At 69.5% G+C, this 16,061-nt stretch carries 15 protein-coding genes; all 15 read right to left on the reverse strand.

What is annotated here, in order from left to right:
• Positions 1-61 precede the first annotated feature (61 nt).
• Positions 62-1,657, reverse strand: a complete 1,596-nt coding sequence (locus L3Q65_RS13525) for an ABC transporter substrate-binding protein (protein WP_237599842.1) — start codon at positions 1,655-1,657, stop codon at positions 62-64.
• Positions 1,658-1,758: 101 nt separating this feature from the next.
• Positions 1,759-3,339 carry an ABC transporter substrate-binding protein gene (locus L3Q65_RS13530; protein WP_237599843.1) on the reverse strand — a complete coding sequence of 527 codons (1,581 nt, stop codon included), beginning with the start codon at positions 3,337-3,339 and terminating at the stop codon, positions 1,759-1,761.
• Positions 3,340-3,577: 238 nt separating this feature from the next.
• On the reverse strand, positions 3,578-4,723 hold the full coding sequence (locus L3Q65_RS13535; protein WP_237599844.1) for an MFS transporter: 1,146 nt from the start codon (positions 4,721-4,723) through the stop codon (positions 3,578-3,580).
• 101 nt (positions 4,724-4,824) lie between these two features.
• Positions 4,825-6,627, reverse strand: coding sequence for an ABC transporter ATP-binding protein (locus tag L3Q65_RS13540; RefSeq protein ID WP_237599845.1), 1,803 nt, complete (start codon positions 6,625-6,627; stop codon positions 4,825-4,827).
• Positions 6,624-7,529 carry an ABC transporter permease gene (locus L3Q65_RS13545; RefSeq protein WP_237599846.1) on the reverse strand — a complete coding sequence of 302 codons (906 nt, stop codon included), beginning with the start codon at positions 7,527-7,529 and terminating at the stop codon, positions 6,624-6,626. Before L3Q65_RS13545 ends, L3Q65_RS13540 begins: the two co-directional genes overlap by 4 nt.
• Entirely contained in the window at positions 7,526-8,479 is a 954-nt protein-coding gene (locus tag L3Q65_RS13550; protein ID WP_237599847.1) for an ABC transporter permease, read from the reverse strand. The genes L3Q65_RS13545 and L3Q65_RS13550 overlap by 4 nt, the downstream gene beginning before the upstream one ends.
• A 176-nt stretch (positions 8,480-8,655) precedes the next feature.
• Positions 8,656-9,456, reverse strand: coding sequence for a RidA family protein (locus tag L3Q65_RS13555; RefSeq protein ID WP_237599848.1), 801 nt, complete (start codon positions 9,454-9,456; stop codon positions 8,656-8,658).
• 2 nt (positions 9,457-9,458) lie between these two features.
• Positions 9,459-9,845, reverse strand: a complete 387-nt coding sequence (locus L3Q65_RS13560; protein WP_237599849.1) for a RidA family protein — start codon at positions 9,843-9,845, stop codon at positions 9,459-9,461.
• Between the two features lie 21 nt (positions 9,846-9,866).
• Positions 9,867-10,397 (reverse strand): NADPH-dependent FMN reductase, encoded by a 531-nt coding sequence (locus tag L3Q65_RS13565; RefSeq protein ID WP_237599850.1) that lies wholly within the window; start codon positions 10,395-10,397, stop codon positions 9,867-9,869.
• Positions 10,394-11,854, reverse strand: coding sequence for an aldehyde dehydrogenase family protein (locus L3Q65_RS13570; protein WP_237599851.1), 1,461 nt, complete (start codon positions 11,852-11,854; stop codon positions 10,394-10,396). Before L3Q65_RS13570 ends, L3Q65_RS13565 begins: the two co-directional genes overlap by 4 nt.
• A gap of 42 nt (positions 11,855-11,896) precedes the next feature.
• Positions 11,897-12,529 (reverse strand): TetR/AcrR family transcriptional regulator, encoded by a 633-nt coding sequence (locus L3Q65_RS13575; RefSeq protein ID WP_237599852.1) that lies wholly within the window; start codon positions 12,527-12,529, stop codon positions 11,897-11,899.
• 13 nt (positions 12,530-12,542) lie between these two features.
• On the reverse strand, positions 12,543-13,043 hold the full coding sequence (locus tag L3Q65_RS13580; RefSeq protein ID WP_237599853.1) for a flavin reductase family protein: 501 nt from the start codon (positions 13,041-13,043) through the stop codon (positions 12,543-12,545).
• A 29-nt stretch (positions 13,044-13,072) separates the two neighbouring features.
• Entirely contained in the window at positions 13,073-14,533 is a 1,461-nt protein-coding gene (locus L3Q65_RS13585) for an aldehyde dehydrogenase (protein WP_237599854.1), read from the reverse strand.
• Entirely contained in the window at positions 14,530-14,877 is a 348-nt protein-coding gene (locus tag L3Q65_RS13590) for a RidA family protein (protein WP_237599855.1), read from the reverse strand. Before L3Q65_RS13590 ends, L3Q65_RS13585 begins: the two co-directional genes overlap by 4 nt.
• On the reverse strand, positions 14,874-16,025 hold the full coding sequence (locus L3Q65_RS13595) for an LLM class flavin-dependent oxidoreductase (protein WP_237599856.1): 1,152 nt from the start codon (positions 16,023-16,025) through the stop codon (positions 14,874-14,876). Before L3Q65_RS13595 ends, L3Q65_RS13590 begins: the two co-directional genes overlap by 4 nt.
• Between the last annotated feature and the right edge of the window lie 36 nt (positions 16,026-16,061).

Below are 16,061 nucleotides of genomic sequence, written 5' to 3' on the forward strand. Positions count from 1 at the left end.
GCTCGTGAATGGCAATGCCGGGCAGAACCGGCATTGCCGCTCACGAGCGGCGGCGGACGGTTCAGGCCAGCGAGATCTCGTCCCAGCGGAAGCCGTTGAAACCGAGCCCGGACGCGTCCTTGCGAGCCCCGGTGAACTTCTTCCGGTAGGCGTCCGGGATGTTGTGCCGCCCCCACACCAGCCACGGGCCTTCCTCGTGGATCACCCGCGACAGCTCGTGCATCAGCTCCTCGTACTTGCCGCCGGTCGTGTTCATCGCTTGCGCGAACAGCGAATTGACCTTCGGATGGTCGAAATGCTCGCCGTTGAACCCGCCGGTGGGCAGCCAGCAGTAGGACGCGTTGTCGTAGAGGGACTGGGTGTAGTCGTAGCTGTTCTTGAGCTGCGAGCTGAAGTACTCCGGCCCGTAGAACGACGAGAGGTTCTGCACCGGCTCGATGGTCGCCTCGACCCCGATCGCCTTCGCGTACTCGACCATCAGCGTGGCGGTGCTCATCGCGCTCGGCTCCACCTGCCCGACCCGGTAGGTGACACGCATGCCTTCCATCCCGGCGGATTTGAGCAGCCACTTGGCCCGGTCCAGGTCCTGGCGCCGCTGCGGGATCGAGCCGTCCACCGCGGGGTCGATCCGCGCCCACGCGCCGATGTCGTTGCCCGGCTCGCCGAAGCCCGCGTAGAGCGTCTTCACCATCTGCTCGCGGTCGAGCATCAGTTTGAACGCCTGCCGGACCCGGTTGTCGCTGAACTGCGCGCCCGGATCGCACCGCATGCCGGTGAACTCGAACGCCCCGGTCTCGGACACGATCAGCGCGAGTTCGCCCCTGGCGCGGACCTGCGCGCTCAGGTTCGCCGGCACCCGGTCCATCCCGTCGATCTGGCCGCTGATCAGCGCGTTCGTCCGAGCGGTGATCGGATCGCTGAACCCGATCAGCTCGAGCGAATCCAGGTACGGCCCGTCGTGGCGCCAGTAGTTCTCGTTCCGGACGCCGACGAACCGCTGCTCCGGCTGGAAGCTCTGGTACTTGAACGGTCCGGTGCCCACCGGGTTCCTCGGGTCGAACCCGACGGGGACGATGCCGGTCGGGGCTTCGGCGAAGCCGTCGCGCAGCTGCGAGTTCGGCGACTTCAGTTCCAGCCGCACGGTCCGCTTGTCCAGCGCGGTCAGGCCGTTCGGGTCGATCGAGGCCAGCAGCCCGGCGGAGAAGCCCGGGTTCTTCGGGTCGAGATTGCGCCGGATCGTGTGGATGACGTCGTCCGCGCCCAGCGGTTTGCCGTTGTGGAAAGCGACTCCGGCACGCACCCGGATCGTCCAGCTCCGGAAGTTCCCCGGCGCGGGCTCGAACTCCTCGGCCAGCCCCGGCTGGAGCCGCCAGGAATGATCCCGGCCCATCAGCGTGTCGGTGAGCGCCGTGGCGAGCGCGAACGACGAGTCCGAGGCCTGCGGGTCCATCGACACGGTGCCGGCGAAGTCCGACGGGGCGAACCGGAACGTGCCGCCGCGTTTGCGCGGCCCGGCCGGAGCCGCGTCGCCCGCTTCGACCGGCGATTGCCCGGGCGGCCCGCCGGAGCACGCGGCCAGCGCCAGGCCGGCCGCTCCGGCCACGGCCGCGCCGAGCACCCGGCGTCTCGACAGGGCAGGAAACAGGTTCTCGTGCATGTGCCCGCCTTCCGGTGCCGGGACCGCGTTGTCCCGGCTCGGTTAACTTCCAACCAGTCGGTATCTCATGGACAGTGGTGGGTGCGGATCAGCGCGCGCCGTCAGGCGACCGAGATGTCGCCCCACTGATAACCGTTGAAGCGCCCGGACGCGTCCTCGACCGCTCCGGTGAACTTGTTGCTGAAGGCGTGCACGGTGTTCTGCCTGCCCCACGAGATCCACGGCCCGTCGTCCCAGACGATCCTCGACACTTCGTGCATCAGCTCCTGGTACTTCTCCGGGGTCGCCGCCAGCGCCTGTGCGTACAGCGAGTTCACCTTCGGGTTGTCGTATCCGGTGTTGTTGTAGATCCCCTTGCCGGTGAAGACGTACGCGAGGTTGGCGAACATCGTCTCGGTCGAGTCGGAGTCCACTTTGAACTGCGAGGTGTAGTAGTCCTGTCCCCCGTAGTACTGCGCCCGGTTCGCCACGACGTCCAGGTTAACCGTGACCCCGGCCGCCTTCGCGTTCTGGACCAGGACGTTGGCCGACTCCACCTGCCCGGTGGCCAGCTGGCAGGTGCGCAGCGTGACGCTCATCCCGTCCTTGCCCGCGGCCTTCAGCAGGGACCGCGCCTGGTCGAGATCCTGCGCGTGCTGCGGCAGCGAACCGTCCATGGCCGGGTCGAACTCCGCCCACACGCCGGTGTCGTTGCCGACCGCGCCCTGGCCGTTCCAGGCGACCTTGATCATCTGCGGCCGGTCGACCAGCAGCTTGAACGCCTTGCGCACGCGCGGGTCCTCGAACACCGCGCCCTTGTCGCACCGCATCTCGAAGACCTGGTAGGCGCCCGACTGCGAGATGAGCACGCTCAGGTTGGGGTGCGCGGAGATCTGCGGCAGCTGCGCCGGGTGCAGGCCGTCGATGCCGTCGACCTGGCCGCTGATCAGCGCGTTCGTCCGCGCGGTGGTCGTGTCGGCGAACCCGATGAACTCGAGCCCGTCCAGATAGGGCCGTCCCTCGCGCCAGTAGTTGCCGTTGCGGGTGCCGGTCCAGCGCTGCCCGGGGGTGAAGTTCACCTGTTTGAACGGGCCGGTGCCGACCGGGCGGTTCGGGTCGAAGCCGACCGGCATGATCGCCGCTTCGGACGGCGCGAACGCCCTGCGCAGCTGGGAGTTCGGGGTCGTCAGCTTCAGCCGCAGGGTGCGCTTGTCGAGCTTCTTGACCGCGTTCAGGTCGATGGCTTTCAGCAGGTTCGACGCCGAACTCGGGGTCTTCGGGTCGAGGATCCGCTGGAGGCTGAAGAGCACGTCGTCGGCGTCCAGGGTTTTCCCGTTGTGGAACTCGACGCCCTCGCGCAGCCGGATCGTCCACACCGACTGGTCGGTCCCCTCGGGTTCGAGCAGTTCCGCCAGCGACATCTGCACCCGGTTCTGGTGATCCGGCACGACCAGCGAATCGAACATCGCGAAGCGCAGTTCGTAGCCGCTGTTGATCGACAACGGATCGGCCGACGTGGTGCCCGCCGTCGAAAGCGGGGCGAAGCGGAACGTGCCGCCGCGTTTGCGAGGCCCGGTCGGCGCGGCCGCGGTCCGCACCGGCGGGGCGCCGCCGCAGCCGGCGAGCAGCAGTCCGCCCGCGCCGAGCGCCCCCAAGCGCAACGCCTGCCGGCGGCTCATTCCGGCGGGAAACGGTCCAGGCATGGGTTTCACCTCTCGATCGGCGACCCTCGTCGCGGTGCGACGAGCTTTGTACACCCCCCGCGACCGGGCTCGCGGTGCTGCGACGTGCCCGGCGAACCGCTCCCGGCGTCCGGTTCGTACTTCACACCGACCGGTCGGTACTGAGAAGGTAGCCGCGTGGACTTGCCGAGTCAACACCCGGTTTCCGGTGCCAGCACGGGGTTTCCGGGCCAGACGGGGAACGGCTTCGACAGTCATCTCAGCGCCTCCGGACGAAGCCCAGCGACAGCAGGAGCAGCGCCGCCACCGCCGTCCCCGGGACCGCCGCGCCGACCCCGGCGAGAGCGCCGCCGGCCAGCGCGCCGAGCAGGTTCCCGGCAGCCCACGAGATGTTCGTCAGGCCGAAGGCGAGCCCCTGCTGAAGACCGATCCGGCGAGCCCCGGCCGAAACCAGCGCGAACCCCGGAGCGAGGAACAGCGAGAGCGCCGCGACGAGCGCGACGATCCCCAGCGCCGCCGGGAAAACCGGTGCGGGGACCGCCAGCAGCACGGCGAACACCGCCGCGAGCACCAGGCCGGCGCGGATCGGCCGCAGGTGCCCGTACCGGTCCGAGGCGGTGCCGGCCAGCCGGGTGACCAGCACCTCGCCGAACGCCGCGCACAGGAACGTCGCGCTGACCGCCGGTCCGCTCGCGCCGAGGTCGGCCAGCTTGAGCGGTCCGGTGACGGCGATCGTTCCGAACGCGGCTCCGGCCGCGGCGACCAGCCAGCCCGGGACGGCGATGTCCGGTCTGCCGACCGCGGACAGCAGCTCCCGCAACCGTGTCGGGGCGCCCCGACCGGACGCGGGCCGCAGTCCGATCCCGATCGCGAGAATCCCGAAAAGCCCGGCCAGCACGGTGAAGACCAACGACAGCGAGGTCAGTTCGGCGACTCCCCCGACCACCGGGCCGAGCACCCCGCCGAGCGAGGCCGCGGCCAGTCCCCTGCTCAGCATCCTCGCCCGGTGCCCGGCGGGCGCGACCTCCGCCAGCCACGAGAACGAACCCGACCAGGCGAGCGTCCCGGCGATGCCCTGGAGGAACCGGGTGGCATCGAGCAGGGCGAGGTGTCTCCCGTACGCCATCCCGAGGCTCCCGGCCGCCACGAGCGCCAGCGAGAGCAGCACCGTGGTCCGCGCGCCGAGCCGGGCGACCAGCATCCCGGCGGGCACCGACCCGGCGATCGAACCGGCCGCGTACAGCGCGACGAAGACTCCTGCCTCCGCGTGGGACATCCCGAAATCGGCCGCGTAGCGCGGAATCAACGGGGTGACGAGGGTGAGCAGCGTCGTTTCGGCGAAGACCACCGCGCAGATCAGCCAAACCAGCGGCGACGATCCGCGCGCCTCTTCCGGACGGTTCACCGGCGTGCCGGGTCTCATCGGCTTCGGCCGCCGGTCGCGCGCGCCTCGGCGAGGTCGGTGCTGAACTGCACGTGCTGGGCCCCTTCCGCCGGGATGGCCGGTCAGTCGAAATCGAGCGCCGGGGTGTCCTTCAGCAGCGCCTGCGTGTACGCGTGCTGCGGTGCGTCCAGTACCTGGTCGACCGCGCCCTCCTCCACGATCGCGCCGGCGTCGAGGACCGCGACCCGGTCCGCGATCGCGCGGACGACCGCCAGGTTGTGCGTCACGAAAAGCAGCGTCAGGTTCTTCTCCGCGCACAGCCGCTCGATCAGCAGCAGGATCGACGCCTGCACGGAAACGTCCAGCGCGGACGTGATCTCGTCGCAGACCAGCAGGCTCGGATCAGTCGCGAGGGCCCGCGCGATGGTCACCCGCTGCCGTTCGCCGCCGGAAAGCTCGGACGGATGCCTCGCCGCCAGCCGCGGGTTGAGCGCGACGTCGTCGAGCAGGGCGTCCACCCGGCGGTCCAGTTCGGACTGGTCGGCGACCGATCCGAGGGTGATCAGCGGTTCGGCGACGGAGTCCCGGACCGACCGGCGCGGGTTGAGCGCCTCGGCCGCGTTCTGGAAGATGTACTGCACCTCCCGGCGCTCCTCGCGGGACCGGTTCCGGGCGCCGAACCGCAACGGGCTCCCGCCGACGGTCATCGTCCCGGTCGCCTCTTCGTGCAGACCCGCGATGCACCGGCCCAGCGTCGTCTTGCCCGAACCCGACTCGCCGACCAGCGCCGTCACCAGACCGCGCGGCACGTCGAGGTCGATCTCGTTCAGCACGCGGAAGCCGGAGTACGAAGCGGTCAGCTTCCGCACCGACAGGAAGCCTTGGCCAGCTTCGGCAGAGGCGCTTTCGCGCGGGGCGAGAGCCGCGCCCGCGGGCGGCGAACTGCGCACGACCTCGGTCCGGCGGCACATCGCGACGTGGCCGGATTCCAATGCCACCGGCTGGATCTCGCCGGTGCGGCACTCGGGCTCCGCCAGATCGCAGCGGGCCGCGAAGACACAGCCTTCGGGTCGTTCGTCCAGCGGGGCCACCCGGCCGCGTACCGAGCTCAGCACGCGCCGCCGGTTCGGGTCCGGGATGACCTGGATCAGCCCGCGGCTGTAGGGATGCCCGGCGTTGCGCACGATCGCGTCCGCGGGCCCCGTTTCGACGAGACGACCGTAGTACATCACCCCGATCCGGTCGGCCAGCCCGCCGACGACCGCCAGGTCGTGGCTGACGTAGATGCCGGCGGTGCGGTGCCGTTCGCACAGCTCCCGCACCATCCGCAGCACGTGCGCCTGGGTCGTGACGTCGAGGCCGGTGGTCGGCTCGTCCAGCACGACGACCTTCGGATTGCAGATGAAGCCCATCGCGATCACGATCCGCTGCTGCTGCCCGCCGGAGATCTCGTGCGGGTACCGCCGGAGGAATTCCTTCGTGGACGGGAGGCGCACGTCTTCGAGGATGCGCTCGATCCGTTCCCGTTGCTCCGCCTTGGCATCGACGCCGTGCACGGCCAGCGTTTCGGCCAGCTGGGCGCCGAGCCGACGGCAGGGGTTGAGCGAGGAGAACGGGTCCTGCGGCACGTAGGAGATCAGTTCGCCGCGCCGTTTGCGCAGCGCGGCGCCCCGCAGTGACAGGACGTCGACTCCGTCGACTACCACCGAACCGCCGGTGATGCGGGTGCCGGGGCGCGCGTAGCCGAGCAGCGCGGACCCGACTGTCGTCTTCCCGGACCCGGATTCGCCGATGACGCCGAGGATCTGCCCGGGCCGGAGGCTGAACCCGATGTCGCGCACCACGTTCACGTCCCGGCCCGCGAGATCCACTCGCAGATCGGCGACCTCGATCGCCTGTTTCACCGTTTCCGCGACCGCCGTCATGCCGACTGCCCTCGCCCCCGGTTGAGACCCGCGGCCTGCCCGAACGCGTCGGTCAGCAGGTTCGCGCCGACGGTGATCACCGCGATCGCGGCCACCGGCAGCAGCACCGGCAACGGGTTGGACAGGAGCATGGACTGGTTTTCGCTGATCATCATTCCCCAATCGACCGAGGGCGGCTGACGGCCGAAGCCGAGATAGGCGAGCGACGAGATGATGCCGATCGACCAGGTGACCCGGATGCCGAACTGCACGGTGAGCGGCGCGACGATGCTGGGCAGGATCTCCCGGACCAGGATCCGCCGCCGCGGCACGCCGATCATTTCCGCGTACTGGACGAATCCGCGCCCGATCACCGCCAGCGAACCGCTTTCGACGACGCGCGCCACGTACGGGATGTGCGAGATCGCGATGGTCACGACGATGATCCACCAGTTGACGCCGATGATGGACAGGAACAGCAGAGCCAGCAGCAGCGACGGGAACGACAGCACGATGTCGAGGATCCGCATGATGACCTGGCCGAGGACACCGCGGCGGTAGCCCGCGATGAGGCCGAGCACCACTCCGACCCCGACCCCGACCGCAGTCGCGAGCAGCGCCAGCGCGAGGATCACGTTGCCGCCGTTGAGGAATCGGCTCAGCACGTCCCGGCCCAGCCCGTCCGCGCCGAGCACCGTCCCGTCGCCGGGCAGCGCGTACGGCGCGCTGATGAGTTCCGAAGCGGAGTGCGGGCTGAAGAACGGCCCCAGGAACGCCACCGCCGCGACGAGAACCACCAGGGCCAGGCCGATCCGTCCCTCGGTGCGGCGCAACGCACCTCGCACGAGCAGGCCGAAACCGCCGCGTTGCTTCTGCCTGGTGCGCTCGCCGACCGCCGCTTCGGCCGTTTCGACGTCTGTCATCGTGCCCCCTTGCGAAGGGTCGGTGTCATCGCGACAGTTCCGAGGTCCGCGACGCTGTTCAAAATCACGTAAACCGCCGCCAGCAACAGCGCCAGCGCTTGGACGACGGGCAGGTCGCGGCTCTGGATCCCTTGCACGAACGCGAATCCGATGCCCGGGAACTGGAAAACGGTCTCGACCACGACGATGCCGCCGGCCAGATACGCGAGGGTCTGCGCGGAGACCTGGAACACCGGGCCCGCGATGGCCGGCAGCGCGTGCTTGACGATGACCTGCCGTTCGGGCACACCCTTCAGCCGCGCCATCGCCACGTAGTCGCTTTCGAGCGCTTCGAGCATGCAAGCGCGCACCGTGCGGGCGATGTACGGGAGGCTGACGATGACCAGGGTCAGCACCGGCAGCACGAAGGCGCTGAGCTGGGAGAACAGCGGCTGGTCCGGATCGATCAGCGACACCGCGGGCAGCACGTGGAGCACGTTCGTCGCGAACAAGGCGACGAAGAGCAGGCAGAACACGAACTCGGGGATCGCCACGATCACCAGCATCACGACGCTCGCGGTGTGGTCCGCCGCGCGGTCCCGGCGGATCGCGGTCAGGATGCCGAGCGCGGTCGCCAGCGGGAGCGCGATGACCCCGGTGGCGATCAGCAGGACGAGTGTGTTGACCACCCGGCCGCCGATCAGCGCGCCGACGCTCGTGTTCGTCGCCAGCGAGTTGCCGAGGTGCCCGTGCAGGAGATCGGTGAGCCACAGCCAGTACTGCGAGACGAGCGGCTGGTCGAGGTGCATCCGGGCGCGGAGGCTTTCCAGCGCGGCGGGGGTGGCCTGCTTGCCGAGTTGGACGAGCGCGGCGTCGCCGGGAAGCGCCTGGGTGGCGGCGAAGACGACTATCGAGATGATCACGAGGGTGAGCAGCGCGAAAAGCACTCGCGCCGCCAGCATTCGCTTCATCGGCGGGTCCTTCCCATCGTGGGGATGTCCGGCGCAGCTGCGGGGGGGGGGGGGGGGGGGGGGAACCGGCGGCCGGGAATCGCGGAGAGCCACTACATACGTACCAGTTGGTTTGAACGAAGCTACTGGGCGTTTCCGCAGGTGTCAACGCTTCGCGGAGCCCGGCCGCCGACCTGTTACGCGGTCGTGCCGCGGGCTTGCGGCACCGCCGCGACCGCGTCGACGAGGACGCGGGCCGCACCGTCCAAACAGGTCACCTGGGTGATCCGCGGCGGATACGGGCCCGGCGCGAGCCGCTCGTTCAACGCGGCCCAGAACTCGGCCCGGTCGTCGTCGGAAACCAGGTAGCAGTTGAGCTTCACGAGATCGTCGAGCGTGCATCCGGCCTCCGCCAGCGCGGCGGACAGCCGGTCGAGGCAGATTTTGGTCTCCTCGGCCAGTGTCGTCGCCTCGGGCAGCCGGTCGCCCGTCGTCCAGTCCAGGGCGGCTGCTTCGGCGAACACGAGGCCGCCCGCCGCGACGCCCATCGAACGACCCAATGCGTCGACGTCGAAAAAGCCGGGATTCACCGTGGCCCGCGCGCCCGGCGGCTTGACCGCCACGACCTCGATCTCCACCCGGCAGTCCCCGGCCAGCCCGGCGACGATGGTCAGGCACTTCGGGTACGGGCCGGGTGCGAAGATTTCCTTGAACGCTTCCCGGAACGCCGCGCGGTACCGGTCGTCGGAGAGGTAGCAGTTCACCTTCACGATGTCCGCGAGGGTGCCGTCGGCCTGCTCCAGCGTCTTGAGGATCCCGGCGAGGCAGATCCGCAGTTCGTCGGCGATGGTCACCGCTTCGGGCTGGCGGGAGAGCGTGGTCAGGTCCAGCGCCATTCCGCCGAGGAAGACCAGATCGCCGATCACCGCCGCGCCGCCGAGACCGAACTTGCGCCGCAGTTCCGGATCGCTGCCGGGGTAAGTGAGAAAAGCAGTCACGGTCAGTCCTTTCCTTCGGCGGCCGGGCGCACCGCGATCGCGTCCACCTGTACCCGGCAGTCGCTCACCAGGTCCATGCGCACCATCGCGCGCGACGGATACGGTCCTGGCGCCAGCAGATCGCGCCACGCCGCCGCGAAGTCGAGCCGGTGTTCCTCCTCGCTGACGAAGCAGGTGACTTTCGCCAGATCGGCCAGTGTGCAACCGGCTTCGGCGAGCGTCCGTTCGATCCGCTGGAGAATCACGCGCGTCTCGTCTTTGATGGTGTCCGCTTCGGACACTCGCTTCATCGTGGCGACGTCGATGGCCGACGCCGCGGTGAAAACCAGGTTCCCGGCAACGGTTCCCGCGGCTATTCCCGCGGCGTTGGTGCTGAGCAGTTGTCGCATTGCTCGCCTCTCAGTCGGTGGTCAGGCGTTCGGGATGACGCTGCGGAGCCCTTCGGACGACGCGATCGCCCTGGCGAGTTCCACGAGCGCGATTCCCTGGGTGCGGGCCTGGTCGGCGCGCTCCGCGGTGAGGTTCTGGTCCGGGGTGTAGCTGTCGGCGTTGACATACAAGCCGGGCGAAACGACGTGTGCAGCGAAGAAATCGACCAGTACGCCGCGCATTGCCTGCAAGCCCAGGAAGTGGTGATCGCTGCCCGCCGTCGCGACGATCGCGACCGCACGACCGGTGAGTGCTTCTCGCGGCGTGCCGTCGAGGAGGGCTTTGAACGGCGACGCGTACGACGCGCGGTACATCGGTGCGCCGAAGACGAAAGCGTCCGCGTCCGCCATCCGCGCCACGACGTTGGCCAGGTCTCGGTGTTCTGCTGCCTGGACGAGTTCGGTATCGGCGCCTGCCGCGGCCGCGCCGTCCAAGACTGCCCGCAGAGCCGCAGCCGTCCGCCCGCCGATGCTCGGCGAGCAGCTGATCGCCATCGCCTTCACCCGGCTCACCACCGCGACAGGACGAGCTTGTGGTCGGTGTAGAAGTCCAGCGGGCCGTCGCCGCAGATGTGCAGGTCGCCGTAGAACGACGAACCGGTGCCGCCCATGGTGAAGTTCATCGGCGGGGCCGGGAACGTGTTGATCCCGACGTTGCCCGCGGTCGACCGCTGCTCGAACTCCCGCGCGGTGGAGCCCGACCGGGTGTAAACGGTCGCGGCGTTGCCGAATTCGGTGTCGTTCGCCAGCTCCACCGCGTCGTCGAACGAGGCCGCCCGGTGGATGTTCACGATCGGGCCGAAAGTCTCGTCGCGGTCGACAGCCGAACCCGGTTCGACGTCCACCAGGACGGTCGGGCCGAGGAAGTACCCGTCCGGGGCGCCGCTGACCGGCTGTACGCCCCGGCCGTCCAACACCGCCTTCGCTCCCCCGCTGACCGCCGCGTCCACCGTTGCTTCGAGGCGCTGCTTGCTCTGCGCGCTGACCACCGGCCCCATCGTCGTGCGCGGATCGAGACCGCTGCCGACAACGAGTTCCGACGCCCGCGCGACAACCATTTCCACCAGGGAGTCGTAGACGCTCTCGGCGGCGATGACGCGAGTGTCGGCGAGACAGCGCTGCCCGGCCATCCCGAAGACCGACGAGACGATGCCGGCTGCCGCGCGTTCCAGGTCGGCGTCCTCGGCGACCACGATCGGATTCTTGGCACCGCCGTTCGCCTGGACGCGTTTGCCCTGGGCCGCGGCGGCCGCGTAGATCGACCGCGCCGTCGGCGTCGAGGTGATGCACGAAACGGCGGCGACCTCGGGGCTGGCGATGAGCCGCTTGACCGCGTCGGCGCGCCCGTGCACCAGGTTCAGCACGCCCGGCGGCAATTCGGCTTCTTCGAGGATCTTGATCAGGTGAGTGGAGGCGTACGGGTCCTGTTCGGACACTTTGAGCACGAGCGTGTTGCCGGTTACGAGCGCCCAGGCCGCGAACTGCCCGGGGTTCATCACCGGGAAGTTGGACGGGGTGACCGCGGCGCAAACGCCGAGCGGGATCCGTACGCGGCGGGCATCGAGACCGGCCGCGACGTTGCCGCTGGCCGACTGGTAGATCATCGGAGCCGCCGCGGCGCAGTCGATCGCGTCGACGAGCCGGGTGACCTCGCCGCGCGCTTCGGCCAAGGTCTTGCCCTGGTCGAGCGAGACGGTCTCGGCGAGCGCCTCGGCGTCGCGCTGCACCAGCGCCCTGAACCGGGAGACATAAGCGACCCGGCGGCTCAGCGACAGCGCCGACCACGGGCCGAACGCGTCCGCCGCGGCCTGGACCGCGTCGTCCACATCGGACTCGCTGGCCGCGGCGACCTCGCCGAGCCGCGCGCCGGTCGCCGGATCGAAGACGTCGATCGCCTCGCCGCCTCCGGTGCGCCACTGTCCGCCCACGAACTGCTGCGGCTGCGGAAGTTGTGGTGTTGCAGAACCCATCGTGACCTCGTTCTCGTTGCTGTGGCCGGTAAAGGTTGCTAGTCAGATCTCGCGGCGGTCTCCGGTGCCGAGCCCGTCGACGACCAGGCTGCCGAACGCCTCGCCGACTTCCCGCGGCGTCACTGCTCCGCGCGGGTCGAGCCAGTGGTAGGCCCAGGCCCCGATGCCGATCACCGCGAACGCCAGCAGTTTCGGCGGCACCGGCGCGGCGAAATCGCCGTTCGCGACGCCCTTTTCGAGCACCTCGGTGACCAGCCGTTCGAACTCCGTCCGCTTGCGCCGGATCTCCGCGAACGTCCGGCCGGACAGGAACCGGTACTCCTGCATGAAGATCGCGATCTCCGCGCGGTAGACGCTGACCGGCTCGATCAGGACCTCGACCATGACGCGGCGCAGCAGCTCGTCCGGCGGTCCGCCGCTGTCGACCACAGCGCGCAGCAGGCCGAGCTGATGGTCCATGAAGTGGTCGTGGATCTCGTGGAGGACGTCCTCTTTGGTGTCGAAGTGGTGGTAGAAAGCGCCTTTCGTCAGCCCGGCCCCGGCCACGATCTCCTGGACGGACGTCGCGTGGTATCCGTGTTCCTCGAACAGCCGCACCGCACTGTCGAGCAGGAGCTGGCGCGTGCCGTCCGGATCGCGGACCGGAGGCGTTTTCTTGCGGGCTCGGGCGGGCATCGGGCGTCTCCGTTCAGTGCGCCGCGGACTCGAGGTATTCGCCGGTGAAGAACTTCCGGCGGGCATAGGCGAGTGCGTGCGAACCGTCGTCGGCGGAGCCCTCGACGACCCCGCCGACGAAAATGATGTGGTCGCCCGCCGGAACGGCCTGCTCGACCCGGCACACCACGTGCGCGGCCGCCGCGTCGAGCAGGATCGGCCCGCCGCCGGCCGCCGGGAGCGCCCACCGCTGGTTTTCGAACTTGCGCTCGGACTTGGTCGCGAACTGCATCGCCACCGGCTCGCACCCGGCGCCGAGGTAGTTGATGGTGAAGGCGTTGGATTCCGTGATCGCGGCCAGGGTGTTCGAGCCGCGGTCGATGCACGCCAGCGCCAGCGAGGGTTCCAGCGAGACGGAGCAGACCGCCGAAACGGTCAGGCCGTAGGGCCGGCCGTCCGCGCCCATCGCGGTGACCACGGCCGCTGGCCCTGGCGCGGCCGCCATAATCGTTTTGAACGTCGTCAGGTCGATCATTTCGCTCCTCGCCGATCCGGGGGGCCCGTTCAGCCCACGTGCGCGATGACGGTCTTGAGTTCGGTGTAGACGTCTTCCATCGGGTACCGGCCCTGGGTGCGGCCGAGGCCGCTGAGCTTCCCCGCGCGACCGCCGTACGGCAGATGCGCCTCGGCGCTGGAGGTGCTCGTGTTGACGTTCACCGTCCCGGCCGGGGCCTTCTCGGCGAAGCGCAAACCCCGCGCCAAATCCCTGGTGTACACCGCCGCCGACAGCCCGTACGGCGAGGCCTGCATGATCTGCAGCGCCTCGGTTTCCGAGCTGATCCGCTGCAGCGGGGCGACCGGCCCGAACGTCTCCTCGACCGCCACTGCCATCGACTCGGTCACGTCCGCGAGGACCGTGGGCTGCCAGTACAAATCGGTCGGGAATCCCGTCGCCCGCTCGCCGCCGAGCAGCACCTTCGCGCCGTCGGCGACCGCGGAACGCACGTGCTGGTCGATCTTCCCGGCCAGGACGGCGTTGTTCACCGGGCCCATCGTCGTGTCCTCGGCGAACGGATCGCCCAGCTTGACGTCCCGGCGCACGGCCGCGGTGAAGGCCTCGGCGAATTCGTCGTAGATCGCCTCATGGACCAGGAACCGCCCGGCCGCGATGCAGTTCTGCCCGGCGCAGTAGTAGGTCGAGGACACCGAACCGGGGAGTGCGAGGGCCAGGTCGGCGTCGTCGAGCAGGACGGTCGGGCCGTTGCCGCCGAGTTCGATCAGCTGCGCCTTGCCCGCCGCGCGCCGCGCGACCCGGAGCCCGGTCGGCACGGAGCCGGTGAATGCCACCACCTGCACGTCCGGATGCCCGCTCAGCGCGTCGCCGACAACCGCGCCCTGCCCGGTCACCAGGTTGAACACGCCCTCGGGCAGACCGGCGTCGATCAGGCACCGGGCGAACTCGTAGCAGGTCAGCGTGGTGGTCGGCGCGGGCAACGTCACGACGGTGTTGCCGGATGCGAGCGCCGGGGCGACCTGGCCTGCCATGGTGCCGAGCGGGAAGTTCCACGGCCCGATCGCGGCCACGACCCCCCTCGGCACGCGAGAGATGAGCACTCGCTTCGCGGTGTCGGCGAGCGGCGGGAGAATTCCGTCCAGCCGTTTCGCGCATTCGATGGCGCTCTGGAAGTACTCGATCGTCTCGTCCACTTCGCCGAGCGCTTCGACGCGGTAAGGCTTGCCCTGTTCGGAAGCGAGCAACCGGGCGAGGTCCTCGCGCCGCTCGGAGATCACCTCGATCGCCCGCTCCAGGAACCGGACCCGTTCGAAGACCGACGTCGCCGCCCACGCCTCGAACGCGTCCCCGGCGGCCGCGACCGCGGTCTCGACGTCGGCCGGGGCACCGAGCGCGAAGCTGCCGAGCACCTCGCCGGTGGCCGGGCTGATCGCGTCCTGGCGTTCGGTCCCCGCCGACTCGACCGGCTTGCCGCCGACGATCGGTCCGACGTGGACGGAAGTCGCGGTCATTCCGCTCCCTCCGGACCGACGGCGGTCGCGTCGAGGTGGACTCGGTGTTCGCCGGGGATGCCGACTACCTGGGTGATGCGCACCAGCCGGACGTCCAGCGAGGCGAACCGCGCGTCCCAGGTCTGCCAGAACTCGCCCCGGTAGCCGTCGTCGGCGAGGTAGCAGTTCACCTTCACGAGATCGCCGAGGCCGCACCCCAGCTGTCCCAAGGTCTTTTCCAACTGGTCGAGGCACTTGCCAGTTTCGTCGGCGACTGTCCCGGCACTTGTCGCGGAAGCGGTCGCGAAGACGAGTCCGCCCGCGCGCACTGCCCTCGAACTGTCGCTGTCAGGGAAAGCAGTCATGATGCGTCCTTGAGTTCGGTGGCGGCCTTGCGCACGGCGGGAAGGACTTCGTCGGCCAGCAGCCGCAGCGTGGTCTCGAGCTGCTCGTCGGAAACCCGGCCGAGGGCGAGCGACCAGTGCTCGATGCCGTAGTCGCGGTGCATCCGGATCATCCGTTCGGCCACCGTGTCCGGCGAGCCCACGAGCAAGTAGTCACGGTCCATCATCAGGTCGAACGGCTTCATCGACTCGAACGCCGGGTCGCTGGGATCCTCGTCCTCCTCCAGCCACTCCCCCAGTCCGCGCACGCGTTTGATCAGTTCGAACCGGACCGCGACCTGCTCCTCCATCATTTCGCGGGCCTCGGCGTCGGTGGCCGCCACGCAGGTGTCGCGCACCAGCACGCAGGGACCGGGCATGTAGGAGGGCGGGCCGCCGTGCTGTGCGGCCACTTCGGCGTAGGCAGCGCCGAGTTTCTGCGCGCGCCGCGGGGTCGAATGCGACGTGATGATTCCCAGCCCTTGCCGAGCCGCGGACCGGAAGCCTTCGAGTCCTTGCGACACCGCGTAAAGCGGCGGCGTCGGCGACTGCACCGGCTGCGGGAGCACCGCCAGCCCGGCCAGGTATCCGGCACTGTCGTGATAGGACTCGTACGCCTTCGCCGGCCATTTCATTTTCGGCCGCGGGATCTGGTAGCGCTCCGACTGCCAGCTGAACGGATCCTGCGTCCACGCCGCGCGGACCATGGCGAGGTGCTCGTCGAAGATGGCCCGCGACTGCGCCTCGTTCGCCCGGTCGGCGTCCGGGTTCAGGTTCACGATCTCCCCGGCGAGAATCCCGCGCGAGAACGCGACGTCGACCCGGCCGCCGCTGAAGTGGTCCAGCATCGCGAGGTCCTCGGCGAGCCGGATCGGATGCCACAGCGGCAGCGACACCGCTGCCATCCCGAGCCGGATCTGCTGCGTCCGGGCCGCCAGGTCCGCGCACAGCAGCACCGGATTGGGCAGCTGGTCGGTGCCCTCGGCGTCGAAATGGTGCTCGCCGAGCCACATTCCGTCGAAGCCCAGTTCGTCCGCGAGCACCACCCGGCGGCGGACCTCGTCCAGCAAATCCGACCACGCCCGCCCCCGCCCCTGATTCGCGAGCACGTAGAACACGTCAAACCGCATACCGACCATCCCTCACTGCCACGGTGTTGGGTTCAT

This window comes from Amycolatopsis sp. FU40 (assembly GCF_021903635.1).
GTDB lineage: Bacteria > Actinomycetota > Actinomycetes > Mycobacteriales > Pseudonocardiaceae > Amycolatopsis > Amycolatopsis dendrobii.